General features: G+C 65.6%; 26 protein-coding genes, 1 tRNA gene and 1 pseudogene. 10 read left to right on the top strand and 18 right to left on the bottom strand.

Features of this window, described 5'->3' with window-relative positions:
• Positions 1-249: 249 nt before the first annotated feature.
• From pgeF to lgt, 3 genes are read right to left on the bottom strand one after another with little or no spacing between them, the layout of a single operon-like run.
• Positions 250-1,005 (bottom strand): peptidoglycan editing factor PgeF, encoded by a 756-nt coding sequence (gene pgeF, locus ACXAJT_RS07540; protein WP_475234318.1) that lies wholly within the window; start codon positions 1,003-1,005, stop codon positions 250-252.
• Entirely contained in the window at positions 1,002-2,066 is a 1,065-nt protein-coding gene (locus tag ACXAJT_RS07535; RefSeq protein WP_475234317.1) for a class I SAM-dependent methyltransferase, read from the bottom strand. The genes pgeF and ACXAJT_RS07535 overlap by 4 nt, the downstream gene beginning before the upstream one ends.
• Positions 2,063-2,950: a prolipoprotein diacylglyceryl transferase gene (gene lgt / locus ACXAJT_RS07530; protein WP_475234316.1), complete on the bottom strand. Its 888-nt coding sequence runs from the start codon at positions 2,948-2,950 to the stop codon at positions 2,063-2,065. The genes ACXAJT_RS07535 and lgt overlap by 4 nt, the downstream gene beginning before the upstream one ends.
• A gap of 94 nt (positions 2,951-3,044) precedes the next feature.
• Between lgt and ACXAJT_RS07525 the strand changes: the two genes are divergently transcribed.
• Positions 3,045-3,290, top strand: a complete 246-nt coding sequence (locus tag ACXAJT_RS07525; protein ID WP_475234315.1) for an accessory factor UbiK family protein — start codon at positions 3,045-3,047, stop codon at positions 3,288-3,290.
• A 104-nt stretch (positions 3,291-3,394) separates the two neighbouring features.
• Here ACXAJT_RS07525 and ACXAJT_RS07520 read toward each other — a convergent pair whose 3' ends face one another.
• The 4 genes from ACXAJT_RS07520 to ACXAJT_RS07505 all read right to left on the bottom strand — a co-directional run bounded on the left by ACXAJT_RS07520 (position 3,395) and on the right by ACXAJT_RS07505 (position 8,676).
• Complete coding sequence (locus tag ACXAJT_RS07520; protein WP_475234314.1) at positions 3,395-4,633, bottom strand: efflux RND transporter periplasmic adaptor subunit; 1,239 nt, start codon at positions 4,631-4,633, stop codon at positions 3,395-3,397.
• Between the two features lie 4 nt (positions 4,634-4,637).
• Complete coding sequence (locus ACXAJT_RS07515; protein ID WP_475234313.1) at positions 4,638-6,998, bottom strand: ABC transporter permease; 2,361 nt, start codon at positions 6,996-6,998, stop codon at positions 4,638-4,640.
• 4 nt (positions 6,999-7,002) lie between these two features.
• The gene (locus ACXAJT_RS07510; RefSeq protein WP_475234312.1) at positions 7,003-7,713 is read right to left on the bottom strand and encodes an ABC transporter ATP-binding protein; all 711 of its coding nucleotides are present in this window, start codon (positions 7,711-7,713) and stop codon (positions 7,003-7,005) included.
• 75 nt (positions 7,714-7,788) lie between these two features.
• The gene (locus tag ACXAJT_RS07505; protein WP_475234311.1) at positions 7,789-8,676 is read right to left on the bottom strand and encodes a LysR family transcriptional regulator; all 888 of its coding nucleotides are present in this window, start codon (positions 8,674-8,676) and stop codon (positions 7,789-7,791) included.
• A gap of 130 nt (positions 8,677-8,806) precedes the next feature.
• On the opposite strand from ACXAJT_RS07505, the gene ACXAJT_RS07500 reads away from it, so the two are divergent.
• Complete coding sequence (locus ACXAJT_RS07500; protein ID WP_475234310.1) at positions 8,807-9,250, top strand: ion channel; 444 nt, start codon at positions 8,807-8,809, stop codon at positions 9,248-9,250.
• A 35-nt stretch (positions 9,251-9,285) separates the two neighbouring features.
• Here ACXAJT_RS07500 and ACXAJT_RS07495 read toward each other — a convergent pair.
• Positions 9,286-9,362: transfer RNA gene (locus ACXAJT_RS07495), tRNA-Arg, on the bottom strand.
• 135 nt (positions 9,363-9,497) lie between these two features.
• Between ACXAJT_RS07495 and ACXAJT_RS07490 the strand changes: the two genes are divergently transcribed.
• Positions 9,498-10,520, top strand: a complete 1,023-nt coding sequence (locus ACXAJT_RS07490; RefSeq protein WP_475234309.1) for a LacI family DNA-binding transcriptional regulator — start codon at positions 9,498-9,500, stop codon at positions 10,518-10,520.
• 28 nt (positions 10,521-10,548) lie between these two features.
• Here the strand turns inward: ACXAJT_RS07490 and ACXAJT_RS07485 are convergent, their stop codons facing one another.
• Positions 10,549-11,280 carry a Crp/Fnr family transcriptional regulator gene (locus ACXAJT_RS07485; RefSeq protein WP_475234308.1) on the bottom strand — a complete coding sequence of 244 codons (732 nt, stop codon included), beginning with the start codon at positions 11,278-11,280 and terminating at the stop codon, positions 10,549-10,551.
• Positions 11,281-11,359: 79 nt separating this feature from the next.
• On the opposite strand from ACXAJT_RS07485, the gene ACXAJT_RS07480 reads away from it, so the two are divergent.
• Positions 11,360-11,734: a response regulator gene (locus ACXAJT_RS07480; protein WP_475234307.1), complete on the top strand. Its 375-nt coding sequence runs from the start codon at positions 11,360-11,362 to the stop codon at positions 11,732-11,734.
• Positions 11,735-12,013: 279 nt separating this feature from the next.
• Here ACXAJT_RS07480 and ACXAJT_RS07475 read toward each other — a convergent pair whose 3' ends face one another.
• The 7 genes from ACXAJT_RS07475 to ACXAJT_RS07445 form a co-directional block, all read right to left on the bottom strand.
• Positions 12,014-13,009 carry an ABC transporter substrate-binding protein gene (locus ACXAJT_RS07475; protein WP_475234306.1) on the bottom strand — a complete coding sequence of 332 codons (996 nt, stop codon included), beginning with the start codon at positions 13,007-13,009 and terminating at the stop codon, positions 12,014-12,016.
• 40 nt (positions 13,010-13,049) lie between these two features.
• Positions 13,050-13,892, bottom strand: a complete 843-nt coding sequence (locus ACXAJT_RS07470; protein ID WP_475234305.1) for an ABC transporter permease — start codon at positions 13,890-13,892, stop codon at positions 13,050-13,052.
• Complete coding sequence (locus ACXAJT_RS07465; RefSeq protein ID WP_475234304.1) at positions 13,889-14,749, bottom strand: ABC transporter permease; 861 nt, start codon at positions 14,747-14,749, stop codon at positions 13,889-13,891. Before ACXAJT_RS07465 ends, ACXAJT_RS07470 begins: the two co-directional genes overlap by 4 nt.
• A complete protein-coding gene (locus ACXAJT_RS07460; RefSeq protein WP_475234303.1) occupies positions 14,746-15,177 on the bottom strand; it encodes a GNAT family N-acetyltransferase in 432 nt (143 codons plus the stop codon). The genes ACXAJT_RS07465 and ACXAJT_RS07460 overlap by 4 nt, the downstream gene beginning before the upstream one ends.
• 276 nt (positions 15,178-15,453) lie before the next feature.
• Complete coding sequence (locus ACXAJT_RS07455) at positions 15,454-16,230, bottom strand: ABC transporter ATP-binding protein (protein WP_475234525.1); 777 nt, start codon at positions 16,228-16,230, stop codon at positions 15,454-15,456.
• A gap of 175 nt (positions 16,231-16,405) precedes the next feature.
• The gene (hydA, locus tag ACXAJT_RS07450; RefSeq protein ID WP_475234302.1) at positions 16,406-17,857 is read right to left on the bottom strand and encodes a dihydropyrimidinase; all 1,452 of its coding nucleotides are present in this window, start codon (positions 17,855-17,857) and stop codon (positions 16,406-16,408) included.
• A gap of 100 nt (positions 17,858-17,957) precedes the next feature.
• On the bottom strand, positions 17,958-19,223 hold the full coding sequence (locus ACXAJT_RS07445) for a Zn-dependent hydrolase (protein WP_475234301.1): 1,266 nt from the start codon (positions 19,221-19,223) through the stop codon (positions 17,958-17,960).
• 202 nt (positions 19,224-19,425) lie between these two features.
• Here ACXAJT_RS07445 and ACXAJT_RS07440 point away from each other — a divergent pair, with 202 nt between their 5' ends.
• On the top strand, positions 19,426-20,049 hold the full coding sequence (locus tag ACXAJT_RS07440) for a TetR family transcriptional regulator C-terminal domain-containing protein (protein ID WP_475234300.1): 624 nt from the start codon (positions 19,426-19,428) through the stop codon (positions 20,047-20,049).
• Positions 20,050-20,264: 215 nt separating this feature from the next.
• Here ACXAJT_RS07440 and rpsD read toward each other — a convergent pair whose 3' ends face one another.
• Positions 20,265-20,885 carry a 30S ribosomal protein S4 gene (rpsD, locus tag ACXAJT_RS07435; RefSeq protein WP_475234299.1) on the bottom strand — a complete coding sequence of 207 codons (621 nt, stop codon included), beginning with the start codon at positions 20,883-20,885 and terminating at the stop codon, positions 20,265-20,267.
• A gap of 238 nt (positions 20,886-21,123) precedes the next feature.
• Between rpsD and ACXAJT_RS07430 the strand changes: the two genes are divergently transcribed.
• The 5 genes and pseudogenes from ACXAJT_RS07430 to ACXAJT_RS07410 all read left to right on the top strand — a co-directional run bounded on the left by ACXAJT_RS07430 (position 21,124) and on the right by ACXAJT_RS07410 (position 26,247).
• The gene (locus ACXAJT_RS07430; protein WP_475234298.1) at positions 21,124-22,035 is read left to right on the top strand and encodes an EAL domain-containing protein; all 912 of its coding nucleotides are present in this window, start codon (positions 21,124-21,126) and stop codon (positions 22,033-22,035) included.
• 206 nt (positions 22,036-22,241) lie between these two features.
• On the top strand, positions 22,242-23,417 hold the full coding sequence (locus tag ACXAJT_RS07425) for an acetyl-CoA C-acetyltransferase (protein ID WP_475234297.1): 1,176 nt from the start codon (positions 22,242-22,244) through the stop codon (positions 23,415-23,417).
• Between the two features lie 80 nt (positions 23,418-23,497).
• Complete coding sequence (locus tag ACXAJT_RS07420; protein WP_475234296.1) at positions 23,498-24,346, top strand: patatin-like phospholipase family protein; 849 nt, start codon at positions 23,498-23,500, stop codon at positions 24,344-24,346.
• A gap of 84 nt (positions 24,347-24,430) precedes the next feature.
• Complete coding sequence (gene phbB, locus ACXAJT_RS07415; RefSeq protein ID WP_475234295.1) at positions 24,431-25,153, top strand: acetoacetyl-CoA reductase; 723 nt, start codon at positions 24,431-24,433, stop codon at positions 25,151-25,153.
• Between the two features lie 171 nt (positions 25,154-25,324).
• Positions 25,325-26,247: pseudogene (locus tag ACXAJT_RS07410) on the top strand (VOC family protein).
• 329 nt (positions 26,248-26,576) lie between these two features.
• Here ACXAJT_RS07410 and ACXAJT_RS07405 read toward each other — a convergent pair.
• Positions 26,577-26,750, bottom strand: a complete 174-nt coding sequence (locus tag ACXAJT_RS07405; protein ID WP_475234294.1) for a YdcH family protein — start codon at positions 26,748-26,750, stop codon at positions 26,577-26,579.
• Positions 26,751-26,836 lie beyond the last annotated feature (86 nt).

Genomic DNA, 26,836 nt, shown 5'->3' with positions numbered 1-26,836 from the left:
TGTCACATCCGTGTTGGCCCCCACCAACAACGACAGACGGACGTCAAACCGACTGGCCACGAACAGGCCTCAATCTGACATTTCTGTCAAAATTGAAGAGCCTTTGTCGGGACTTGGCACTCAATAATGCAACCCTTACGAGATTGTCGCGAGGGCAGCAACCTGTCCGCCACATTTTGGTACAGAGATTTTCGAATCAATGCCCCGAACATGGCGCGCGGATAACGGATGGGTAGCAGGCGTGGAGGCTCAGAGGCGAATGGCCGAGATCAAGCGACCGTAGTCGGCCTCTCGCTGATGCGTGGCACGCCGGAACGAAAAAAACCGCTCCGGGTCCGAGTAAGTGCAGTGCCGGGTCCATTCGGCGTCGACCCCCGCTTCACGCAGACGGTGCAGACCGTAGGCGGGCAGATCGAACTGCACCCGATCCCCCTCTCCCCCGGCGAAGAAACGCGCGTTGCCCTGATCCTCGTCGAGAAACTCTTCGAAGAATTCCGGACCGACCTCATAGGCGCGCTGGCTGATGGTCGGGCCGATCACCGCGCGAATGCCGTCGCGCCGCGCACCGAGCGCCAGCATTGCCTCGACCGTCTCTTCTAGAACGCCGCCCTGCGCGCCGCGCCAGCCCGCATGGGCGGCGCCGATCACCCCGGCCTCGGCATCGGCGAACAGCACCGGCTGGCAGTCTGCCGTAAGCACCGCAAGCGCCAGCCCCGGCTCTCGGGTCACCAGCGCGTCGGCCTCGGGTCGCGGCTCTGGCAACGCGCCGGTCACTGTCACGACCCGCGGAGAGTGCACTTGGCTGACGGTGATCAGCGCATCGTCCGACACGCCCATCGCCTGCGCCACGCGGGTGCGGTTGATCGACACGATCTCGCGCTGGTCGGATGACCCCGGACCGCAATTGAGCCCCGCGAAGACGCCGGAGGACGCGCCGCCCTTACGAGTGAAAAACCCGTGTCTGAGTGGGGAGAGCGAGTCTGCGGTGATGATTTCCAGCGTCATGCGTCCAATCCGGGCGGGGTCGGTGAGCCCGGGGCGAACAGCCCCAGTACCTTGAACAAACTTCCCATTTCCTCGGGGTGCGTCAACCGGCGATGTGCATGGATGTGATTGTCCAGCGCCGCGCCGGTCAGCCGGGCAGCCAGCGCGCGGGCGCGCTCGGTAATGCCGAGCCGTTCAAGAAAGACGCCCTGCGCCGTCAGCCCCGAGGCCGTCGCCGGAGCAGCGGCAGCCGCCAGCGCGCGAAAATCCACATGTGCCGTCAGATCGGCCTCGCCCGGCGTCTCCAGCGGGCTGGTCTTTCGATGCGCCCGCACCGCCTGCAGCGTGTCGCCAAGGCTGCCCCAGCTGCCATAGTCCACCAGCAGCGCCGCGCCACCATGGGCGGCAACGCGGCGGCCGATTTCTTGCGTGATGGCCTCGGCCGGGGCGCAGGTCTCGACCAGATCGCCCTGCTGCGTGTCGGCCAGTCGATGCTCCAGCGCCGCCTGCGGCGCGATGTCGGTAAGTCCGAACGCAAGCCTGCCCTCGTGCCAGCCGACCACGCGTTCGCGCCAGCCCGCGCCGTCGCGCAGAAACTGGCGCACCGGCAGCGCGTCGAAAAATTCATTGGCGATCAGGAAAAGCGGCGCCTCGGGCAGATCGGCAAGGCTGTCGTGCCAGACCGGCGCGGCGCCCTCGAGGCGCGTCTTTTGCTCGGCGCGCAACTTGGGCGAGGCCTCGACGAGATGCACCTCCGCCGCCTCCAACAAGCCCGGCACGCCGCGCATGGCACGCAGCGCGTCGGCCATCAGCGTGCCGCGGCCCGGCCCCAGTTCGGCGAGGACAATGCGCCCCGGACGCCCCTGCTCCAGCCAGCTTTGCGCCAGCGCGAGCCCCAGCAGTTCGCCGAACATCTGGCTGATCTCGGGCGCGGTGGTGAAATCGCCCTCGGCGCCCAGAGGATCACGCGTGGTGTAATAGCCGTGCTGCGGATGCAGCAGGCACCATGTCATATACTCGGCCACCGTCATCGGCCCCTCGGCCGCGATGCGCGCCTCGAGCAGCGGCAGCAGCGCACTCATGCCCGGCGCCGTGCCCAAAGGATCAAGCCGGCCCCGACAAGGATCATCGGCAGCGACAGCATCTGGCCCATGGTCAGCCCGTAGCCGCCCACGTGCCACGCCAGTCCCAGCGGATTGCCGGGCGTGACGAACTGCGCGTCGGGCTGGCGCACGAACTCCACGACAAATCGCGCGATGCCGTAGCCGGCCAGAAACACGCCGGCCAGTTGCCAAGGCGTCTTCAGCCCGCCTTTACGCAGCGCCAGCCAAAGCAGCAGCCCACCCAGCACGATGCCTTCAAGCGCCGCCTCGTAGAGCTGCGAGGGGTGGCGCGCGCAAAGCTCGCCCACCGCCTGCCCGCAGGATTGCGCCGCGTTGCCGGGGAAGATCACCCCCCAAGGCAGGTCCGTCGGGCGGCCCCAAAGCTCGGCGTTGACGAAATTGGCAATGCGCCCCAGCAGCAGGCCCGGCGGCACCGAGATCGCCAGCATGTCGGCGGTGGAGCCAAGCGGGATGCGGTTTTTCAGGCAGAAGCCGAAAAAGCCCACCAGCACCCCGAGAAAACCGCCGTGGAAGGACATGCCGCCCTGCCAGACCATGAGGATCTCGGCCGGGTTCGAAAGGTAGTAGGCCGGCTGGTAGAACAGCACGAAGCCAAAACGCCCGCCAAGGATGATCCCCAAGATCACCCATGTCAGCAACTGCTCGACCTGCGCCGGGCTCATTGGCGGTGTGTCGGCAGGCCAAAGCCGGGCGCGCTTCACCGCCGCGACGGAGATCCGCCAGCCGATGATGATGCCCGCGATATAGGCAAGCGCGTACCAGCGCAGGGCGAATTCCATGCCAAAGGCCGAGATCGAGAAGACCTCGGAGGACAGGGGCGGAAAGGGAATGGCAGCTTTCATGCGCGATGTGTGCCGGGAGTTTCATGACGAAGTCAACCTTGTGACCGGGCGCCTGCCGCTCCATATAGATCCCAATCACATGACGGAGAGCCCAATGCAGACGCGCAACAAGGTATTCGAAGATCTGTCGCAGCTCATGACCAACGCCATGGGCGTGGCGCAGGGCGCGAAAGACGAGGCGGAGACCGCGATGAAATCGATGATCGACCGCTGGCTGGCGGATCGCGATTTCGTGACGCGGGAAGAATTCGACGCGGTCCGCGCCATGGCGCAGAAAGCCCGCGAAGAGAACGAAGCGCTGAAGGCCCGCCTCGACGCTCTGGAAAAGGGCGAGGGCTGAACCGCGCAGGGCTTCGGCCCAGTTCGACACTCTGAGCAGGGCGGGCCGGGCCCGCCCCTCATCAACCGGCCTTCGTGATCTGGCCCCTTCTCACCCCGCCCTGGTCATCCAGCCTGGCGCTGCGCGACCAGATCGCCGCTCGTCAGTTCCGCTGGCGGGTAGAGCACGATCTCATCGCCCTCGCTCAGCCCCTCCAGCACTTGCACCTCGATGCCATTGCCCTGCCCGAGCGTGACGGGTACCTGCACGGCGCGCCCCTCCTCGACACGAAAGACTGCCCAACCCGCGCCCGCCCGGAAAGCCGCGCTTTGCGGGACCTGCAGCGCCTCCTGCTCCTCCCATGTCACGATCCGCGCCAGCACCCGGTAACCATGCCCCAAGGTGGCGCGCGCCTCGGGCGGCGCGATGAAGCGCAGGATCACCCGCACGCGCTGTTCCTCCACCCCCAGCGCCGAAACCTCGGTGGTGCCGAGCGGCGCGATGCGTTCGACCTCGGCCTGCAGCGCGCCCGGCCCGCCCCAATCCTCCAGCATCGCCCGCGCCCCCGGCGTCACCTGAACCGCGTCCGACGACAGCAGGTCCACCGCCACCTGCAGGTCTTGCGCGATATTGCCGATCTCCAGCACCGGGGCCCCCGCCGCCAGCGTGGTTTCCGACTGCTCGACCACCTGCAGGATCCGCCCGTCCACCGGCGCGCGCAGCGGGATGTCGCTGGCTCCGACCTCGGCCAGCGCTTCGGCCAGCCCCTGATCGTCGAAGCCGATGAGCTGCGCCTGCGCATTGGCCAGCTCGGCCTCGCGCATGGCCACCGCCGCGCGCGAGGTCTCGAGCCGCGCCTGAGACGCCAGCGCCGCGGTGCGCGCCTGATCCAGCGCGGCGGTCGAGATCGTGCCGCGCGCCGCCAGCGCCTTGGCCCGGTCATGATCCGAAACCGCCAGTTCCACATCGGCCTGCGCCGCGCTGACCTCGGCCTTGGCCTGCAGCAGCGCCGCCTGCGCGGCGGCCACCGCGGCGCGCGCCTGCTCGCGCGTGCGCAGATCGAGCACCGACGGCGCGGCGGGCCGCATATGGGCCACCACGTCGCCCTGCGCCACCGCGTCGCCGTCAATCGCCTGAACCCGCAGCAACCGCCCGGCGACCGGAGTGGTCACCACGTAGACGTCGCGCACCTCGGTCTTGCCCTCTTCGTCGATGGTCACCACCAGCGGCCCGCGCGTCACCGCGCCAAGATCGACAAGCACCGGGCGCGGCCAGAAGGCCGCCCCCAGCGCAAGGCCCAGCAAGAGTGCAAGGCCAAGGCCAAGGATCATGCGGGTGCGCGTTCGGGTGTGATTAAGGGCCATGAGATCAATCCCGTGTCTTGAGCGCCGCCACCAGATCGGCGCGGTCCACATCGCGTTTCACCAGCAGCCCCGACAGCACCGCCCCGGCGATCACCACAAGCGCGGCGAAGCCAAAAGCGGCGGGCTCGAAGACCACCGAGATGGTGTAGAGGTCGGACGAATAGGCCGCCGCCAGAAGATGCGCGATGCCCCAGCCAAGCAGCGCGCCGCAGGGCAAGGCGAGCAGCGTCACGAGGCCCAGTTCCCCAAGCAGCACATAGGCCGCCTCGCCCTTGGAAAAGCCGATGACCCGCAGGCTGGCAAGGTCATGGGCACGCTCGGCCAGCGCGATGCGGGCGGCGTTGTATATAATGCCGAACGTGATGGTGAAGGCCACGGCGGCCATGATGTAGCGCGTCGCCCCGGTGCCTTGGTTCATCACCCGCTCGAACGCCTCGCGTGCCTCGCCCTTGAGGCTGACCCCCGCCACCACCGGCAGACCGCGCAGCCAGATCTGCACCGCCTCGGCCTGCGCCGGGTCGAGCCGCAGGGCCGCGCTGGAAATGCGGCGGGGCTCGAAAAGCGCCCGCCCCAGCGCGTCGAGCGACATATAGGCTGGCGCGCCGAGCACGGTTTCCGACACGCCGGTCACCGGCAGGCGCAGCACCGGCTGCGCCCCCTCGCGCACCTCGACAGTCAGCACATCGCCCACTTGCGCGCCGAGCGTGCTCGCCAGCGCGTGGCTCAGCACCAGCCCCGGCCCCCGCAGCGTGATCGGCACGAGCTCGGGCGTCAGCGCCCGGACCAGCGCGGGCTCTGGCGGCAGACCGATGATGGCACCGCGATAGCTGGTGCGGCCATGGCGCAGCACCACCGGCACCGAGCGCGCTCCCTCGGCGCGCAGCACACCGGGCTGGCGGGCCAGTTCCAGCAGGGTCTCTTGCGACACCGCGTGGGTGAAGGTGACGCTCGCCTCGGACCGGTCGAGCACATCGAAGCTCATCGCCACCGCCTGATTGAACCCCGCATGAATGGTCAGCATCGCCACCGACAGCCCCATGCCGAAGGTGATCCCCACCACCGCCCCCAGCATGCGAAAGGGCGTGCGGGTAAAGCGCCGGATCACCATACGAGTGGGTTGATCAAAGACGTTCAGCGCCCCGGCCCACCGACCGGCGCGGCGATAGTCCGCGGGCGCCGGGGGCCGCATCGCCTCGGCGGGTTGCAGCGCGAAGATGCGCCGCAGCACCACCGCGCCGCCCGCTGCCGCCGCCAGCACGCTCACCGCCAGCCCCAGCGCCAAAGCGCCGGGATCAAGCCGGAAGACGAGGAAGGGAAACTTGAAGAACTGCAGGTAAAGCTGGACCATCCCGCGCCCGCCCAAGATGCCCAGCCCCGCGCCCAGCAGCGCGCCGGCGACCGCGATGACCAGCACCAGCTTCATGTAGTGCCCGCCGATCTCGGACGCGCGGTAGCCAAAGGCCTTGAGCAGCCCGATCTCTTCGCGCTCGGCCTGCACCATCCGGGCGATGACGATGTTCAGCAGGAAGGCCGCGATGCCAAGGAACACCGGCGGGATCGCGCCTGCCGTGTCACGCAGCCCGTCGATCTCTTCCGACACGAAGCGATGCGAGAACTGATCCTGCCGGTCATATGCCCCTGCCGCGCCCCATGGTTTGAGCACCCGGTCGAGCGCCGCGATGATGCCGCGCGGATCGGTGCCGCGGGTCAGCGTGACGAGGAACTCCGAATAAGCCCCCTTCATGTCATAGGCCGCCGCCAGCGAGGTTTCCGACATCCACAGCACCGCGAAGCGCGCGTCATCGGGCACCATCTCGCCGGGCGCGGCGGCGTAGAGAAACTCGGGCGCCCGCGCCAGCCCGACGATCCGCAGGCTGCGCCGCGCGCCGTTCATCACCACCTCAAGCCCATCGCCGGGCAGCAGCCCATGCGCCTCGGCGAAACTGTCGAGCAGCACCACCTCTTCCGGCGCTTCCGGCGCCGCCATGCGCCCGCGCTGCAAACGGATGGCGTTGAGCCGCGGCGCGCCGTGATCGGGCAAGGACAGCGCCTGCGCAGAAACCGGCACCGCGCGCCCCGGCAGTTCGATCCGCGCCAGCCCAGAGATGCGGCCCTCTGCCAGAGCGACGCCGGGCAGCGCCGTGACCTGATGCAGCGCATGGCGCGGTGCGCGGGTCACCGGCGCAAAGACCTCGGCAAAGCGGTAGCGTTCGTAGTAGCTGCGGCGGGTTTCGTCGAGCGTATCGACCAGCCCCGCCATCATCACCTGCATCATCACGCCCAGTGCCATGACCACGGCGATCGCCGCCGCCTGCCCCTTCATGCGCCACAGATCGCGCGAGAGTTTGCGGTCGAGAGCACTCATCGGCTCACCACACGATCTCTTCTGCAGAGCGCGGGGCCACGTTCATCTCGACTTGCAGGATCGCCCCGTCGGCAAAACGGATCACCCGATGCGCCATGGCAGCGGTGGCCGCCGCGTGGGTGACGATCATTACCGTGGTGCCAAGGCTGTGGTTGAGATGCTGCAACACGCCCAGAACCTCGCGGCCCGTGGCACTGTCCAGCGCGCCAGTCGGCTCGTCGCAAAGCAGCACCTCGGGGCGTTTGGCAACGGCACGCGCAATGGCGACACGTTGCTGCTCGCCGCCTGACAGCTGGCTTGGGAAGTGCCCGCTGCGTTCGGCCAGCCCGACCAGCGCCAACGCTTCGGCGGGGGCCATCGTGGCGTGCGCGATCTCGGTCACCAGCGCCACGTTTTCCTCGGCGGTGAGCGAAGGCATGAGATTGTAGAACTGGAACACGAACCCAAGGTTGTCGCGCCGGTAGCGCGTGAGCGCCCGGTCGCGCATGGCGGTGAGTTCCTCGCCCCGGAACCACGCCCGCCCAGAGCTAGGGCGATCCAGCCCGCCAAGGATGTTGAGCAGCGTCGACTTGCCACTGCCCGAGGGGCCAAGCAGCACGCTGATCTCTCCCGGCGGCAGCACGAGATCGACGCCGCGCAGCGCATGCACGGCCGAAGCGCCTTCGCCGTAGACGCGGGTAAGCCCTTCGACACGGTAGATCGGCTGCTCCGCCACGATCCGCTCCTCCTTCGACCCCAGCCTAGGGCAGAGACGGCACCGCTGTCTTGAGCCGGATCAAATGGCGCGTCCTCACGCCGGGCGTGCCAACCCCTTCGCCGCATCGAGCAGCGCCTGCAACACGGGTGTGTAGGGTTCCTGCCACGGCGCAATCAGCCCGACCTCATGCGCCCGGCTGTCCTCGGCCATGGGCACCAGCGCCAGCGGCTTGCCATCAGCGAGAAAGGTCGCAAGATCGGTGGGCAGGATGGTCACCCAATCGCCCATCAGCACGTTGCTCACCAGCACCACTGTAGAGTTTGATTCGATGGCCGGGGCGGGCTCTATCCCGGCCTCCATGAACTGCCGGTTAATGATCCGGCGGTTCTGCATCTCTGGCGTCAGCAGGCACAGGTTCAGATCTGCCAATTCGCGCCACGCCAGTTGCGATCGCCCGGCAAGCGGATGATCCGCATGGCACACAAGATGGTACGCCTCGCGATACAGCGGGCGTGTGGTCACCCGGCCCAGCGGTTCGTTGTCGAGATACGAGATGCCAGCGTCGATCTCGAGATCGTCAAGCATCGAAAGGATGTCGGCCGAGGCGCGCGACAGCACGGTGAAGGTGACGCGCGGATGGCGCCGGTTGAACTGCGCCGCAAGCGTCGAAGCCCATGTCAGCGCGGTGGGGATCACCGCCAGCCGCAGGTGGCCCGCCAGCCCCTCGCGCGAGGCGCGCATCTCGTCGCGCAGCCGCCGCGTATCGCCAACGATCTGCCGCGCCCAGACCAAGGCGCGCTGGCCCTCTGGCGTCAGCCCCCCAAAGCGTGAGCCGCGCTGCACCAGCTTCACCCCCAATTGGTCCTCCAACTGCCGAATGCCGGTCGACAATGTCGGCTGGGTGATGCCGAGGCTGAGCGCGGCACGCCCGAAATGCTGCTCCCGGGCGAGCGCGATGAACATCTCCAGCTTGGGGATCATACTGACCTATCGAATAAGCGTATTCTCATCATATTCATCTATCACAGCCTGCCGTGCAATGCTGCGCCCGCATCGGGGAACCGCACGCCGTCCACGGCATTGATATTGCGACCGATCCATTGGAGTTTCCATGACCGCCTACCTCATCGGCATCGCCTTCATGCTGTTGACCGCCTGCCTGCACCACGGCCTACTGGTTCTGGCCACATCGAGCGTTCCGGACAGCCTGCGCAGCAGCAAGGCCTTGCCGATAACCGTGTTCGCCCTGCTCGCGCTGATTCACCTGATCGAGATCGCTGCCGGCGGTGCGGTCTACCTCTGGCTGCACACCACCCTTTTTCCCACGGCCTTCGGCGGAAGCTTTGGAGGCACGTGGAACGACTACCTCTACTTCTCGGGGATGAATTTCACCACGCTGGGCCAGACCGGTATGGACGTGACCGGCCCCCTGCGCATCGTCGCGATGATGCAGGCGCTGGCGGGCTTTATGGTGCTGACATGGTCGGCGAGCTATCTCTACGGCGCCTGCCGGCAGCAGTTTGTCGGCGAGTACGAGCAGAGCCAAGACGGCTGAGCACCCTCTCAAGACGACATCCAAAGCCGGAAAACTGGCGATCCCGGCAGGATTCGAACCTGCAACCTGCCCCTTAGGAGGGGGCTGCTCTATCCAGTTGAGCCACGGGACCGACGCCCTCCCCTTAGCGCGGGCGCGGCGCGTTGTCACCACGGAAGCGGAAATTCCCGGCAGACATGGGCTTATGCTTGTATGCCCCGGCAGAAAGGCTAACATTCAGGTATTTAGAGTATTGGAGGAGCCTGCCGTGGCCGACACAGATCCCCGCCCCCTCACCCTGCGCGACGTGTCCGAAGCCTCCGGCGTCTCCGAGATGACCGTGAGCCGCGTGCTGCGCAACAGGGGCGACGTGTCAGAAGCAACCCGCGCCAAGGTGCTCGAGGCCGCCAAGACGCTTGGCTATGTGCCCAACAAGATCGCCGGCGCATTGGCCAGCCAGCGGGTGAACCTTGTCGCGGTGATCATCCCGTCGATGCGCAACATGGTGTTTCCCGAGGTGATGGCCGGCATATCGTCGGTGCTCGAAGACACCGAACTGCAGCCGGTGGTCGGCGTGACCGACTATATGCCCGAGAAGGAAGAGCGTGTGCTCTACGAGATGCTGTCGTGGCGTCCCTCGGGGGTGATCATCGCCGGGCTGGAGCACACCGAAGCGTCGAAGGCGATGATGAAGGCCAGCGGCATCCCGGTGGTCGAGATCATGGACATCGACGGGAACCCTGTTGACTGTGCCGTCGGCATCTCGCACCGCCGCGCGGGCCGCGAGATGGCCAAGGCGATCCTGCGCGCCGGCTACCAGAAGATCGGCTTTCTGGGCACAAAGATGCCGCTCGACCACCGCGCCCGCAAACGCTTTGAGGGGTTCACCGAGGCGCTGGCGAAAAGCGGCGTCGAGGTGGTGGATCAGGAATTCTACTCCGGCGGCTCGGCGCTGAAGAAGGGCCGGGAGATGACGCAGGCCATTCTGGAGCGCGAGCCCGAGATCGATTTCCTGTATTACTCCAACGACATGATCGGCGCGGGCGGCCTGCTCTACCTGATGGAACAAGGCCGCGACATCCCGGCCGAGATCGGCCTTGCGGGCTTCAACGGGGTCGAACTGCTGCAAGGGCTTCCGCGCCAGTTGGCGACGATGGATGCGCACCGTGCCGAGATCGGGCGCAAGGCGGCGGAGATCATCTCCGCGCGGGTCGAGGACCCCGAGGCCGACTACGAGCGCATCGTCGAGCTGACGCCCAAGATCGCCTACGGCGACACGCTGCGCCGCTGATCGGCCGGCGCGCCGCACCGGCGTCCGCTCAGAGCAGCGGTCGCCGCGCGGGCTCTTCGGTATCCGCCATCGCCACATCGGCGATCTTTTCGATATCGCCGATGTGCAGTTCACCGTCCTGCCAGTGCGCAAGCCCCCGGCTGCGCAGCCGCGCCAACGTCTTGTTGGTGTGCACCAGCGACAGGCCAAGCGCGTCCGCGAGGTCCTGCTGCCTGTAGGGCAGCGGCACCCGCGCGCCCTGACCGATCCCCAGCTCCGACAGGCGGCGGTGAATCTTCAGCAGCGCCCAAGCCACCCGCTGCGTCGCGTCGCGCTGACCCAGCGTCGCGACCGTCTCGCCGAGGAAGTGCTCTTCTGCCGCGGCGATCCATGTGACGTCATAGGCCAGCGACGGCTGCTTGCGGTAAAGCGCCCAGAGGTCATTGCGGTTGAACACGCACAGGCGCATCTCGCTGGTGGCCTGCACCGAATGCTTCATCTCGCCAAGCAGCCCGGCCTGCAGCCCCACCAGATCGCCGGGCAGCAGAAAGTTGACCACCTGCCGGCGTCCGTTCTCCAGTGTCTTGTAACGTAGACCCATGCCCTCGAGCACGGTGTAGATTTGCGGTGAAGGTGCGCCTTCGATCATCAGGTGGGTGCCTGCGTCGACGCTAAGTTCCCCCGCCTTGAAGCCCTCCATGAAGGCGCTTTCGTCATCGTCGAAGGGACGGAACAGCGCCTTTCGACGCAGCGGGCAATGCTCGCAAGAAATCTGACGCATGAGGGGCCTCCTATGTCGCAGATTAATGCGCACCCCCCTGCTTTGGTTCCAGATGGCCCCCAGCGAGAGGAGACCGCGAATGATTCCCGAAGACACGCCCGATTCCGGGCCGGGTTTTCTCGTGCTGCTGAGTGATCCCTTTGTAGCCGAAGATGTTGCCCGGAGCATTTCCGAGCACGCGCCCGGCGCGCGCGTGCTGTGCGCACAGACCCCAGAGGCGGCGCTGCTGATGGTGCTGGCCGAAGGCCGCGTCAACGTTGCTCTGCTGCAGATGCCTCCCGAAGAGGTGCCGCAAAGCCCGCTGGGCAGACTACTGAGCCAAGCGGGCACGCGCATCGCGTTGGCCGGCGACGTGGCCGAGGAAATGGGCAGCGCCTGCCCCTACGAGGTGCTGCAACGTCCGTTCAACAGCAATCAGCTGATGCAGACACTGCAGCGCGCCCGACCGGCCTGACCCTGCCCCGATACCCGCCCGAGCTTTTGTCCGGAAGCTGACCTGATCCGGGCCTTGAGAGATACATTCACGGGCCTGACCAAGCGGCACGGTCATGACCCCGTTACATCTACGTCACCTCACCGTCACCAGCGCGCCCTAGGAGTTGCGTGTCTTTGCTGAGTGGCGTGGTTTCGTGTGCGGCGAATTGGATTCGCATCCCCAGTCAGAAAACCCAGTGATTTTATGAAGAAAGGGGTGGCGCTTGCGCCACCCCCATTTTCTTTGCTGCGTTCGCGTTTACTGAAGTGCCGCATCGGTGATCTTGTGGGTCCAGGCGGCCTCGCCCGGATCCTCGGTGATCACCGGATCGGCACCGGCGCTCATCAGCACGTCCACAGTGCGCTGAAAATCCTCCGGGTCGAGCGCGCCGTTGGAACCGGCGGTGAGCTTCGCCACCTCGCCCATCATGCGCTTTTGGTGCTTTTCGGTCTGCGCGCCGGTGGCATCGTTCTCGAGCACAATCTCGGCGGCCTCGTCCGGGTTCTCCTCGGCCCATTTCCAGCCCTTCATCGAGGCCCGCACGAACCGCGCCAGCTTGTCCACCATCTCGGGATCGTTGAGGTTCTCCTCGGTGGTGTAGAGGCCGTCTTCAAGCGTTGCGATGCCCTCATCCTGATACTTGAACACCACCAGATCGTCGGGGGTGAGCCCCGCGTCGATCACCTGCCAGTATTCGTTGTAGGTCATGGTGGTGGCGCATTCGACCTGCTTCTGCAGCAGCGGATCGACGTTGAAGTTGATCTTCTGGATGGTCACCCCGCCCTCGGAGCCGTCAGTCGGGTAGCCGAGCTTGGACATCCAAGAATAGAGCGGCAGCTCGTTGCCAAAGAACCACGTGCCCAGCGTGTGGCCGGGGAAATCCTCGGGGCTTTCGATACCGTGCTCCTTGAGGCAGGTCAGCATCAGGCCCGACGATTTGAACGGCTGCGCGATGTTGAGGATCGGCGCGCCGTTCTCGCGTGCCGCCAGCGCCGAGGGCAGCCAGTCGACCATCACGTCAGCGCCGCCGCCGAGCAGCACCTGCACCGGCGCGATATCCGGCCCGCCCGGTTTGATCGTCACGTCGAGGTCTTCTTCGTCGTAAAAGCCTTGCTCGGCCGCCACGTAGTAGCCGGCGAACTGCGCCTGCGTGACCCATTTGAGCTGCAGCGTCAGCGCGTCGGCGGCCTGTGCGCCGCTCGCGCCCAGCGTCATCGCCGCAGCGATCCCCCATGCGGTAAACTTGGTCATCATACTCTCCTGTTGCGTTGCGCGTTTCTTGGTCTTGTCTGTGTCACTGGCCCCGTTGCGAGGGGTGCCAGAAGGTGGTGGCGCGTTCGATCAGCGCCACGCCGCCGTAGAAGGCCGAGCCCGCAAGCGCGGCCACTACGATCTCTGCCCACACGAGGTCGAGCTGCAGCAGCCCGACACTGGTGGAAATACGAAAGCCCATGCCGCGGATCGGCGAGCCGAAGAACTCGGCGACGATGGCACCGATCAGCGCGAGGGTGGAGGCGATCTTCAGCCCGTTGAAAATGAAGGGCAGCGCCGCCGGCAGCCGCAGCTTCCACAGGCTGGTCCAGTAGCTGGCGGCATAGGTGCGCATCAGGTCGCGCTGCATGGCGCTGGTATCCGCCAGCCCCTGCACCGCATTGACCAGCACCGGAAAGAACACCATCACCACCACGACCGCCGCTTTCGACTGCCAGTCGAAGCCGAACCACATCACCAAAATCGGCGCGATGCCGATCACTGGCAGCGCGGCGACGAAATTGCCCACCGGCAGCAGACCTCGCCGCAGGAAGTCGAAACGGTCGACGATCACCGCCGTCACCAGCGCCGCGCCGCAACCAAGGACGTAGCCCGAGAGCGCGCCCTTCAGCACGGTCTGCACGAAATCCTCCCACATCACGCCGCCGGACTGGCCAAAGCGCGCGGCGATCACCGATGGCGCCGGCAGCAGCACCGGCGAGATGCCAAAGCCGCGTACCACCGCTTCCCAGACGAAGATCAACGTCAGACCGAAGATCACCGGCACCGCCAGCGCCGCCCAGCGGCTGCCCTTCAGCTTTGACAGGTGGACGTTGAGCGCCAGCCCCGCAGCCCAGACAATCAGTCCCAGTACAATCCAGATCATGCCATCCCCATCCGCTTGAGTGTCGCCCGCTGGAGAAGGCCGATCAGCCCCACCAGCACCGCCGCCAGCGCCGCCGCCATCAGCAGCGCCGACCAGATCTGAATGGTCTGGCCGTAGTAGCTGCCCGCCAGCAGCCGCGCACCAAGGCCCGCAACTGCGCCCGTCGGCAGTTCGCCAACGATGGCGCCGACAAGGCTCGCCGCCATGGCGATCTTCATCGAGGCGAAGAGATAGGGCATGGAGGCCGGCAGCCGCAGCCGCAGAAACTCCTGCCCGCGCGAGGCGCTCCACGTGCGCATCTGGTCAAGCTGCATGCGGTCAGGGCTGCGCAGCCCCTTCACCATGCCAACCACCACCGGGAAGAACGACAGATACATCGAGATCATCGCCTTGGGCAGCAGCCCCGACAGCCCCATGGCGTTGAGCACCACGATGATCATCGGCGCGATGGCGAGGATCGGGATGGTCTGGCTGGCGATCACCCAGGGCATCACCGACATGTCCATCACCCGGTTGTAGACGATGCCCAAAGCCAGCGCGAAGCCCAGCAGCGTGCCAAGACCGAAGCCCAGCACCGTGGCGCTCATCGTCACCCAAGCGTGGTAGACAAGGCTGCGCTTGGAGGTGGGCTTTTTCATCGCCACCGTGTCCCAGAGCTCGCCCGCCACCTGATGCGGCGCGGGCAGCTTGGGCTTTTCCTGCGACCATGTCGCGGCGATGAGTTGCGGCGAGGTCAGCGACTGCTCCTGCCGGGCCGCCTGATCAAGCACCCATTGCTTGTTGAGCATTATGGCCGCGCCGTACCAGATCACCACGATGGCCAGCACCACGGTCAAAACGGGAATAAGGTTTCTCATCGCACCCACTCCATTCGCATTTCCTCGACGGTCTCGGGAGGCTCGGGCGCAATACGGCCGGTCTCGACAAAGCCTTCGCGCCGGTAAAAGCGCTGAGCGTCAGTGTTGGGCACATGGGTATGAAGCCAAAGCCGCTCACGCCCCTCTTTCGCCATATCCAGCAATGCCTTGCCCAGCCCCGCGCCGGACCGCGCGCAATAGAGCGCCCCGATCTTGAGGGTTACGGGATCAAGCGACAGATAGGCCTCCACCGGCGCCCCGGTCACCCATATCTCGCGCGCGGGGAAGGCTTCGCGGATGAAACCCTCGATCTCTTCAGCGGAGAAGATCCGCGGTAACCATGGCGTCGCGTCGATCCAGCCGTTGACCACCGCGGCGCAGGCGGGAATGTCAGCCTCACCCGCGCGCCTCACCTCAGGATGGGTCATCCTAGCCCCCTACAGCTTTCATCTTTCCTCAAATACTCATGCCCCTCTCCCTGTGGGGTCCGGTCTGCCTTGAGTATTTTCAGAAAGATGAAAGGTTTGAGTGTTTCCCTATTCACGCGGTACAGGCTGGAGAGCCGATGACCGCGAAAGGTGAAAGGGGAGCCCGCGTTCCGAGACCCTCTGCGGGGCGGCACCGGGGCGCGGCGCGAAATCGGCGCGCTCCGGGTCGCAGCGCGGGCTTTGTGCGGTGCAGACTGCGTGTCAGGCACTTGAACATCAGTCATAGGCATGCCCCGCGCGCAGCCCCTCGCGCACGCGGTGGGCGATCTCGAGAAACTCCGGCGTGTCGCGGATATCCAGCGGACGCTCTTTCGGCAGCGGGCTTTCGATCACGTCGGTGATCCGCCCCGGGCGCGGCGACATGACCACGATCTTGGTCGACAGATACACCGCCTCGGGGATCGAGTGGGTGACGAAGCAGATGGTCTTCTGAGTGCGCGCCCAAAGTGCCAGAAGCTGCTCATTGAGGTGGTCGCGGACGATTTCATCAAGCGCGCCGAAAGGCTCGTCCATCAGCAGAATATCGGCGTCGAAGGCGAGCGCGCGGGCGATCGAGGCCCGCTGCTGCATGCCGCCAGACAGCTGCCACGGATATTTTTTCTCAAAGCCAGAAAGCTCCACGAGATCCAGCACACGCTTCACCCGCTCGGCCTGCTCTGCCTTGGAATAGCCCATGATTTCCAGCGGCAAGCGGATGTTGCCGCCAATGCTGCGCCACGGGTAGAGCCCCGCCGCTTGGAAGACGTAGCCGTAGGCGCGGGCTTTGCGGGCGGCCTCGGGGGTCACGCCATTGACCAGAACGGTGCCCGAGGTCGGTGTCTCAAGGTCTGCCATCACCCGCAGGAAGGTGGTCTTGCCGCAGCCCGAGGGACCGATGAAGGAGACGAAATCACCCTTGCCGATCTTCAGGTCAACATCCTTGAGGGCCTGCACCGGGCCATCGCCGGTTTCGAACACAAGGTTGAGCCCTTGCGCCGAGATCACCGGCGGCATGGCTGACGGACCGGCCTGTTCCCGTGTGGTCTGGGTCTGCGCGCCCTTTGACTGCATGACCTGTGTCTGTGTCATCTCTTGCCTTCCTGTTGTGGCGGAAGCGTCTGCCGGCCCCCTGCCCTGTCAGTTTCGCTTGCCTGTCAGTTTCTCTGCCCTGCCGGCTTCTCTGCCCCGCTCAGACGCCGCTGGCGGGAATGCCGCCACGCGCCACCGGACGCGGCGCGGTCAGACCCTTCCACGCGCTCAGCGCCTTGTTCACGGGCCCCGCGGGCGGGCGGGCGACGAACTGGCCGTGCCCCTCCTCCGAGAGCATCCCCCCCTCGATGACCGAGACCTTGCCCCGGCTCAGCACGAAGCGCGGCAGGCCCTTCACGGTCATGCCCTCAAAGACGTTGTAATCGATGGCCGATTGCTGGCTTCTTGCCGAGATCACCTTCTCGCGGGCCGGGTCCAGCACAACGATATCGGCATCCGCCCCCACGAGGATTGCGCCCTTGCGCGGGTAGATGTTGAGGATCTTGGCGATATTGGTCGAGGTCACCGCAACGAACTCCTGCGGTGTCAGTCGCCCCGTTCCCACGCCCTGCGTCCAGAGCATCGGCAGCCGGTCCTCAAGGCCACCGGTGCCATTGGGGATCTTGGTGAAATCGCCCAGGCCATAGCGCTTTTGATCCGTGGTGAAGGCGCAGTGATCCGTCGCGACGCAGGACAGCGAGCCCGCGGCGAGCCCGGCCCAGAGGCTGTCCTGATGCGCCTTGTTCCGGAACGGCGGCGACATAACCCGGCGCGCGGCATGGTCCCAATCGGGGTTGGCGTACTCTCTATCATCCAAAGTCAGATGCTGGATCAGCGGCTCGCCCCAGACCCGCTTGCCGGCCTGCCGGGCGCGGCGGATCGCCTCGTGGCTCTCCTCGCAACTCACATGCACCACGTAGAGCGGCACGCCCGCCATATCGGCGATCATGATGGCGCGGTTGGTGGCCTCGCCCTCGACCTGCGGCGGGCGGGAGTAGGCATGCGCCTCGGGGCCGGTGTTGCCCTCTGCCAGAAGCCGCGCCGAAAGCTCGGCCACCACATCCCCGTTCTCGGCATGCACGAGCGGGATCGCCCCCAGTTCGGCGCAGCGCTGGAACGAGGCAAAAAGCTCGTCGTCGTTCACCATCAGCGCGCCCTTGTAGGCCATGAAGTGCTTGAAGGTGGTGATGCCGCGGTCGACGATCTCCTTCATTTCGTCAAACACCTGCTCGGACCACCACGTCACCGCCATGTGGAACGAGTAGTCGCAATGCGCGCGGGTGGACTTGTTGTCCCACATCTGCAGCGCATCCAGCAGCCCCTGCCCCGGCGCAGGCAGCGCGAAATCGACCACCATGGTGGTGCCGCCGGCCAACGCCGCGCGGGTGCCGCTGTCGAAGTCATCCGCCGAATAAGTGCCCATGAAGGGCATCTCGAGATGCGTGTGCGGGTCGATCCCGCCCGGCATCACATAGCAGCCCGAGGCGTCGAGCACCTCGTCACCCGTCAGGTCCGGGCCGATCTCGGCGATCCGGCCGTGCTCGACCAGCACGTCGGCCTCATAGCTCAGATCGGCGGTGACGATCGTCCCGCCCTTGATCACCGTGGACATGTCTCTCTCCCTCTGTCCTGCGCGGGTCCGGGCTTCGTCTAGATACAAATATCCCGGGGAGTCCGCGGCCCCCGGGCCGCGGATGGGGCAGAGCCCCACTTCAGCCCACGACCTCCGCCGTCTCCAGCACCGCGTGCAGCAGCACGTTGGTTCCAGCCGTCGCCCACTCCTGCGAGATCTCCTCTGCCTCGTTGTGCGAGATGCCTTTGACGCAGGGGCACATGATCATCGTCGTGGGGGCCACCTTGGCTGCCCAGCAGGCATCATGCCCGGCGCCCGACACGATGTTCATATGCGAATAGCCTAAGTCCTCGGCCGCCGCGCGCACGGTGCCGACCAGTTCGGGGGTGAAGGTGACCGGATCGAAGTGGCCCACCGCCTCGACCGCACAGTCCACGCCCAGTTCGGCGCAAATCTCCGGCGCACGCTTTTCGATCTCGGCCCGCATGCCGTCGAGCTTGGCCTGATCGGGCGAGCGCAGGTCGACGGTGAAGATCACCTTCTCGGGCAGCACATTGCGCGAGTTGGGCTCGAAGGTCATCTGCCCGACGCCCGCCATGGCGTGCGGCTGCGCGGCCATCGCCACCTCCTGTGCCATCTCGAGGATGCGGCTCATCGCCAGCCCGGCGTTGATCCGCATGTCCATCGGTGTCGATCCGGTATGCGCAGCGCGGCCTGTCAGCGTGAACTCCAGCCACCACAGGCCCTGACAATGGGTGACGACGCCGATGTCCTTGCCTTCGGCCTCGAGGATCGGCCCCTGCTCGATGTGCAACTCGTAGTAGGCGTGCATCTTGCGCGCGCCGACCGGCTCGTCGCCCTTCCAGCCGATGCGGTCCAGTTCATCACCGTAGGTCTTGCCCTCCAGATCCTTGCGCGCATAGGCGAAGGAAAGGTCATGCACCCCGGCGAACACGCCCGAGGCCAGCATCGCGGGGGCAAAGCGCGCGCCTTCCTCGTTCGACCAGTTGGTGACGACGATCGGGTGCTTTGTCTTGATCCCCAGATCGTTCATCGTGCGCACCGTCTCGAGCGCTGCCAGCACCCCCAGCACGCCGTCGTATTTGCCGCCCGTCGGCTGCGTGTCGAGATGCGAGCCCATGTAGACCGGCAGCGCATCGGGATCCTCACCGGCGCGGGTGGCGAACATGGTGCCCATCTCATCAAGCCCCATGGTCAGGCCCGCAGCCTCGCACCAGCCTTGGAAGAGTGCGCGGCCCTCGGCATCCTCGTCGGTCAGCGTCTGCCGGTTGTTGCCGCCCGCCACGCCCGGTCCGATCTTCGCCATCTCCATGAGGCTGTCCCACAAACGCTCGCCATTGATCCGAAGGTTCCTGCCCGGTGCCGCGCTATCCTGTGCCGCCATAGTCTTGTCCTCGCCGCCTTGTCCTGCGATGTGCATGTCTTGCAATGAGGCGCTTGCGCGTCTCCCGCGTGTTTTTTACCGTTTGGTAAAGGCTTCATTGCAATGCGCCCCAGAGGCTTCCGCAAGGTCGCCTTCCGGCAGTCGCAGCATATGCACAGTGATCGGGCAGAGGCGCCCGCAAAAACAGCAAGACAGGAACCGGATGCCCGTTTCTCCCGTGAAAAAGCCCAGCCGGATCCAAATCCGCAATCGCCGCAAGATCATGGAGGCGGCGCTGGACGAGTTTTCGCAGCACGGGTTTCGCGGCGCGACGCTGGACCGGATCGCCGAGGCGGCGGGGATGTCGAAGCCCAACCTGATCTACTATTTCGATAGTAAAGAGGCGATCCACGTTGCCCTGCTGAACGCGCTGATGACCGAATGGCTCGACCCGCTGCGCGAAATGGACCCGGACGGCGAGCCGATGGAAGAGATTCTCGGCTATGTCCGGCGCAAGATGGAGATGAGCCGCGCCTACCCGCGTGAGAGCAGACTCTTCGCCACCGAGATCATCCAAGGCGCGCCGCGCATGCTGCCGCATCTGCACAGCGATCTGAAACCACTGTTCGACGAGAAATGTGCACTGATCGCCGGCTGGATGGAGGCGGGCAAGCTGGCCCGGCAGGACCCGCAGCAACTGATCATGTCGATCTGGGCGCTGACCCAGCATTTCGCGGATTTCGACACGCAGGTGCGGGTTCTGGTGCCCGACGAAGAGCCCGGCTGGGCCGCCGCCAACGCCCATGTCGAGACGGTGTTCCGCAAGATTCTCGCTCCCGAGGTCTAGCCCGGGGCTGACCCGGTCGCGGGCGCGCTCTTTTCTCTCGGGAACATCCTGCCGCCGTTGCGACGGCGCCGTGGCTTGCTCAGCCTTGCCCTGCCTTACCTTGCCGCGAACACCGTGCCCGACGCTTCGCCAGCGCTTCGCCAGACCTTACGCCACAAAAGCAAAAAGGCCGCGCTTTTCAGCACGGCCTTTCCAATATCGTACGGACAGAAGGATTAGTTCTGTGCGTAGTATTCGATGACGAGGTTCGGTTCCATCTGAACCGCGTAGGGCACATCGGCAAGGCCGGGGGTGCGCACGAAGGTCGCGGTCATCTTGGAGTGGTCTGCCTCGATGTAGTCGGGCACGTCACGCTCTGCGAGCTGAACAGCTTCCAGCAGAACGGTCATTTGCTTCGACTTCTCGCGAACCTCGATGACGTCGCCTTCCTTCACGCGGTAGGAGGGGATGTTCACGCGCTTGCCGTTCACCAGCACGTGGCCGTGGTTCACGAACTGACGGGCCGCGAAGACGGTCGGCACGAACTTGGCGCGGTACACGACGGCGTCCAGACGGCGCTCGAGCAGGCCGATGAGCAGCTCACCGGTGTCGCCCTTGATCCGCTCCGCTTCGCCGAAGATGCGGCGGAACTGCTTCTCGGTCATGTCGCCGTAGTAGCCCTTGAGCTTCTGCTTGGCGCGCAGCTGCAGACCGAAGTCCGACATCTTGCCCTTGCGGCGCTGGCCGTGCTGGCCCGGGCCGTATTCGCGCTTGTTCACCGGGGACTTCGGACGGCCCCAGATGTTTTCGCCCATGCGGCGGTCAATTTTGTACTTGGCAGACGTGCGTTTGGTCACGGCTGATCTCCTTCATAAGTTGTGAAGGGCGTTGTCCTCCTGCCCGAAGGCCGACAGGCATCCCCTTGCGGGGGCCACCAACACCAATGAGCGCGCGCTTATATGGGCTTTGGCGGGGGAGTCAACAGGCCATGAGCACCCTGCCCGCTTTTCGCCCCCAGTTTCCCGCTGGGCGCGGCTTAGGTGGTGATTAACCCCTCGGTGTGCACCATGCCACTGCCCTCAAAGGGAGAGCGTGATGTCCAGTTCAGTGCCACACCGCAATCGGGCGAACGCCGCACCGCATGCAGGCGGCGCAGGACGCGCCGGCGCACCGGGTCGCGCGGGTCCGGTGCCCGTTGGCGATCCGCTGGACACAGCCCTGAGCCTGCGCGATCGCGACGTGCTGCAGCGCGTCCGCGAAGCGATCCGCCATCGGCAGGTGCTGCTGGTGTTCCAGCCGGTGGTGCACGCCGCTGCTCCCGCGCAGGTCGCCTTTTATGAGGCGATGCTTCGGGTGATGGATGAAACCGGCCGCATCGTCCCCGCGCGCGAGTTCATCTTCGAGATGGAAGAGCGCGAAGAGGGGCGGATTCTTGACTGCATCGCACTGGAACAGGGGCTGGCCGAATTGATCCACACACCGGGGCTGCGCCTTGCGATCAACATGTCCGCCCGCTCGATCGGGTACCGGCGTTGGATGCAGGTGCTGGAACAGGGACTCGCCACAGACCCCACGGTGGCCGAGCGGCTGATCCTCGAGATCAGCGAACGCTCGGCCATGCTGCTGCCGGAACTGGTGATCGGCTTCATGGCTGACTTGCGCCGCCGCGGCATCACCTTTGCCATGGACGATTTCGGCGCCGGGCAGACCGCCCTGCGGCATTTCAAACGCTTCTCCTTCGATATTCTCAAGATCGACGGCCAGATCATCCGCGGCATCGCCCGCGACCCCGACAATCAGGTTCTGGCGCGCGCCATCGTCGCCATCGCCGAGGAGTTCGACATGTTCACGGTCGCCGAATCGGTAGAGTCGCTGGACGACGCGCAGATCGCGGCAGCCAGCGGCATCGATTGCCTGCAGGGGTATTTCTATGGCGCGCCGACAATCAGCCCCGACTGGCGCACCGACGCGGCGGAAAGCGCCTTGCGTCAAGGCAGGGGCGGGTAGCACGCGCCATACACGCTTCATACCGGCCTTCTCCCTGAAACTGCGACGAATTGCGCTATCAAACGCAAAACCGTGAAGCTGCCTCTGTGCAGTTGCGGATCCCCGCGTTATCAACAACGGTGAGGCCAATAGCGGAGGCCCTGACCCCGCCACGAGGGCGGCGGACGGGCACTCCGACTGCACGCTTTGCTTGGAGGGAGAACTTCATGACCAATGTCGTCATCGCGTCTGCGGCACGGACCGCCGTGGGCAGTTTCAGCGGCGCTTTTGCCAACACACCTGCGCATGATCTGGGGGCCGCCGTGCTCGAAGCGCTGGTCGCGCGCGCCGGGATCGAGAAGGGAGAGGTTTCGGAGACCATTCTTGGTCAGGTGCTGACCGCCGCGCAGGGACAGAACCCGGCGCGTCAGGCCCATATCAATGCCGGTCTGCCGAAGGAAAGCGCTGCCTGGTCGATCAACCAGGTCTGCGGCTCGGGCCTGCGCACCGTGATGCTGGGCGCCCAGCACATCCTGCTGGGTGACGCCGATATCGTCGCCGCGGGCGGTCAGGAAAACATGACCCTCTCGCCGCACGCCGCGCATCTGCGCGCCGGGCACAAGATGGGCGATGTGAAATACATCGACACGATGATCCGCGACGGCCTGTGGGACGCGTTCAACGGCTACCACATGGGCCAGACGGCCGAAAACGTCGCCGAGCAGTGGCAAATCAGCCGCGAGCAGCAGGACGAGTTTGCCGTCGCTTCGCAGAACAAGGCCGAGGCCGCGCAGAACGCCGGCAAGTTCGATGACGAGGTGATCCCCTTCGTGGTCAAGCATCGCAAGGGCGACATCACCGTCGACAAGGACGAATACATCCGTCACGGCGCCACCATCGAAGCCATGCAGAAGCTGCGCCCGGCCTTCACCAAGGATGGCTCGGTCACCGCGGCCAACGCCTCGGGCATCAACGACGGCGCCGCCGGTGTGCTGCTGATGAGCGCCGAGAACGCCGAAAAGCGCGGCATCCAGCCGCTGGCGCGCATCGCCTCCTATGCCACCGCCGGGCTCGATCCGTCGATCATGGGTGTCGGCCCGATCCACGCCTCGCGCAAGGCGCTGGAAAAGGCCGGATGGAAGCCCGAGGACCTCGATCTCGTCGAGGCCAATGAAGCCTTCGCCGCACAGGCCTGCGCCGTGAACAAGGACATGGGCTGGGATCCGTCGATCGTGAACGTCAACGGCGGCGCCATCGCCATCGGCCACCCGATCGGCGCCTCGGGTGCACGCATCCTCAACACGCTGCTGTTTGAAATGCAGCGCCGTGACGCCAAGAAAGGCCTCGCGACCCTCTGTATCGGTGGCGGCATGGGCGTTGCCCTCTGCGTCGAGCGCGACTGAACGACCGCCGCGGGCGCCGCTGACCCTGTCAGCCCGGTGCCCGCGGCTTCCGTGCCCACGCAAGGACACGAAGGACGGCCATGACGACAAGTCCCGATAAGCCACGGCTTCCCGACACCCCCGCGCAGATCGTCTTTTCCGGCGGCGGGCTGCGCTGTTTCTGGCAAGGCGGTTTCATGACCGAGCTTTGCCGCCACCGCCCCCCACCCAGCCCCAAGCGCATCACCGGTGTCAGCGGCGGTGCACTCGCGTCCTGCGCCTATATCGCCGGTGTAGAAGAGCGCTTGCTGGACCGCATGTGCGCCGCCTTCGAAAAGCAGGACAGCAATATCGACCTGCTGCGCCCCGACGAGAACGGCATCACCCCGCATCAGGAGCTTTACTGTGGCGTGGTGTCCGAGGTGATCGACGCCGAAGCCGCCCGCAAGATCGCTGAAGGGCCGCAGTTACAAATCCTTATTGCACATCCTCCCGAGACCGGCCTGCCGACGATGACCGGCACGGCGCTCGCAGCGGCCTATGAAGCCGAACTGCATCTCGTCGGATCGCCGCATTTCAACTGGGCCGAGAAGATGGGGCTCACCGCCAACCTCATCAATGCCAACACCGCTGCCCGCGAGGGGCGGCTTATCGATCTCATCTGCGCCGCCGCGGTGATCCCTCCGGTGTTTGAACCGCCGCTCTGGGAAGGCCGGCGCGTGGTCGATGGTGGCATGGCCGATCAGGCACCGCTGCCCGAACCGGACGACGGCGAGACGATGGTGCTGCTGACACGCGAATATAAACGTCTGCCCGATGTGCCGGGCCGTCATTACCTCTGGCCCTCGCGTGAGACCGCAGCCGACAAGATTGATTTCACCGACCCGCAGAAACTCCGCGACACTTGGGCACAAGGCGCCCGCGATGCCCAACAAATGCTGGACAGGTGACGACTTCTGCGCAACAAAGTTACCCAAAGATTAACAAAAACATAACAACGTTTCAAATCACGACGGACTGGACTGGAGGATACTATGGCGAAAGTTGCACTGGTCACGGGAGGGAGCCGCGGGATCGGGGAGGCGATCTCCAAGGCGCTCAAGGCCGAGGGATACGAGGTGGCAGCGACATATGCCGGCAACGACGAGAAGGCCGCCGCCTTTACCGAGGCGACCGGCATCAAGACCTACAAGTGGGACGTCGCCGACTACGAGGCCTCCAAGGCCGGGCTCGCGCAGGTTGAGGCTGACCTTGGACCGATCGACGTGGTGGTGGCCAACGCCGGAATCACCCGCGACGCGCCGTTCCACAAGATGACGCCGCAACAGTGGAAAGAGGTCATCGACACCAACCTCACCGGCGTCTTCAACACCGTGCACCCGCTTTGGCCGGGCATGCGCGAACGCAAGTTCGGCCGGGTCATCGTGATCTCGTCGATCAACGGCCAGAAAGGCCAGTTCGCGCAGGTGAACTACGCCGCCACCAAGGCCGGGGATCTGGGCATCATCAAGTCACTGGCGCAAGAAGGCGCGCGCTATGGCATCACCGCCAACGCCATCTGCCCCGGCTACATCGCCACCGAGATGGTCATGGCGGTGCCCGAAAAGGTGCGCGAGTCGATCATCGCGCAGATCCCCGCCGGCCGCCTCGGCGAGCCCGAGGAGATCGCCCGCTGCGTGGTCTTCCTCGCCGACGAAAAGGCCGGTTTCGTGAACGGCTCGACGATCTCTGCCAACGGCGCGCAGTTCTTCGTCTGACCCGCCGCCACGGCACCCGACACCCACCCAGAGCCCCGGCGGTACACCTGCCGGGGCTTTTGCTTGGCGCGCGGGATGTGCGCTGATGCACCCCTTGCGCGCGGCAGCGTTCGTTTTCTGATGATGCCCTTCTCCTTATATTTCTAGCAATTCCGCATCAGGAGAGAGACCATGCTTACCCAAATCAAAGGCCTGCATCATGTGACTGCGCTGGCCAGCAGCGCGTCTCGCAACAACGCTTTTTTCACCGACACGCTTGGCCTGCGCCGGGTGAAGAAGACCGTCAACTTCGACGCGCCCGACGTCTATCACCTCTACTACGGTGACGAGGTCGGCACGCCGGGCAGCGTGATGACCTACTTCCCCTTCCCCAATGCCGCCCGCGGCAAGCGGGGCGCAGGTGAGGTGGCGACCACGGCCTTTGCCGTGCCCGAGGGATCGCTTGACGCGTGGGAGGCGCGGCTGACCGACGCGGGCGTGAAGGGTTTGGAGCGGCTCAACCGCTACGGTGAGCACCGGCTGGAGTTCGAAGGCCCCGACGGCGACGGGCTGGCCTTGGTCGAGGCCGACGACAGCCGCACGCCTTGGACCGGCAGCGGTATCGGCGACGACATGGCGATCCGTGGTTTCCACTCGGTGCAGATGCGTCTGCGCGATGCCGGCCCCACAGCAGAGCTGCTGAAGTTCATGGGCTACGAGGAAGAGTGCCGGCAGGGGAACGTGATGCGCCTCTCGCTGCCCGAGCACGCGGGTGCGGGCACCATCGACATCGAAACAGTCGATGCCCCGCAAGCGGGCCAAGGCGCCGGCAGCGTCCACCACATCGCCTTTGCGGTAGAGAACCGGGCTGCGCAGCTTGAAGTGCGCAAGGCGCTGACCGAGAACGGCTTTCAGATCACCCCGCAGATTGATCGCGACTATTTCTACGCGATCTACTTCCGCAGCCCCGGCGGCGTGCTGTTCGAAGTGGCCACCAATGAGCCGGGCTTCGACCGCGACGAGGACCGCGCACATCTGGACGGGCCCTGAAGCTGCCGACCCAACACGCGCACCTGCGCGCGCAACTCGAAGAACAGCTCGAACCGATCGACTGACCCGGCGCGGGCGCCCCCGCCCCGGAAACGAGTGCGCCCCCGGAGCCTGGCTCTCCGGGGGCGCTTTTTTCATGCAGGGCATGTTCCCGCACACGGCCTTGCTCACGCGCGGGCGATGCCTGCGCCTCTTCGTGCAAGGGGATGAAAAGGGGGTCGTGAAAAGCCGTGCTTTGAAATTGCCGCGCGCCGTCTGGCGCCTGCCCTGCCGCCCGGGCCCAAAGATTCGGGCCCGGAACCTCTGCGGTCCGGCGGCGCGGCTGCCGTGCGGACCTGATCGCTCTCAAGGTGGGTGGGTTCGCCCCGGTCGGGCCAGACCTGCCCGGGCCCGCTTAGCTGGCCTCGACCGAGAGCCTGTTAATCTCTTCTTTGATACGGAGTTTTTGCTTCTTTAGAGCCGCGACATGCAGATCGTCCACGCCCGGACTGCGCTGCATCTCTTCCACGGTAGTGGCGAGGTTTTGGTGCTTCTTCTTCAGTTCCTGCAGGTGAGAAGTTAAGCTCATTATGTCCTCCTTTTTTGCTTTGGGCAGATACAGTGCAGCATAACTTTTACATTCTGTCACGCCGCACTCGCAGCATTGCTTTACGG

The organism is Salipiger sp. ABF4_146 (assembly GCF_056161345.1).
This window is presented reverse-complemented; position numbering and strand designations above follow the sequence as displayed.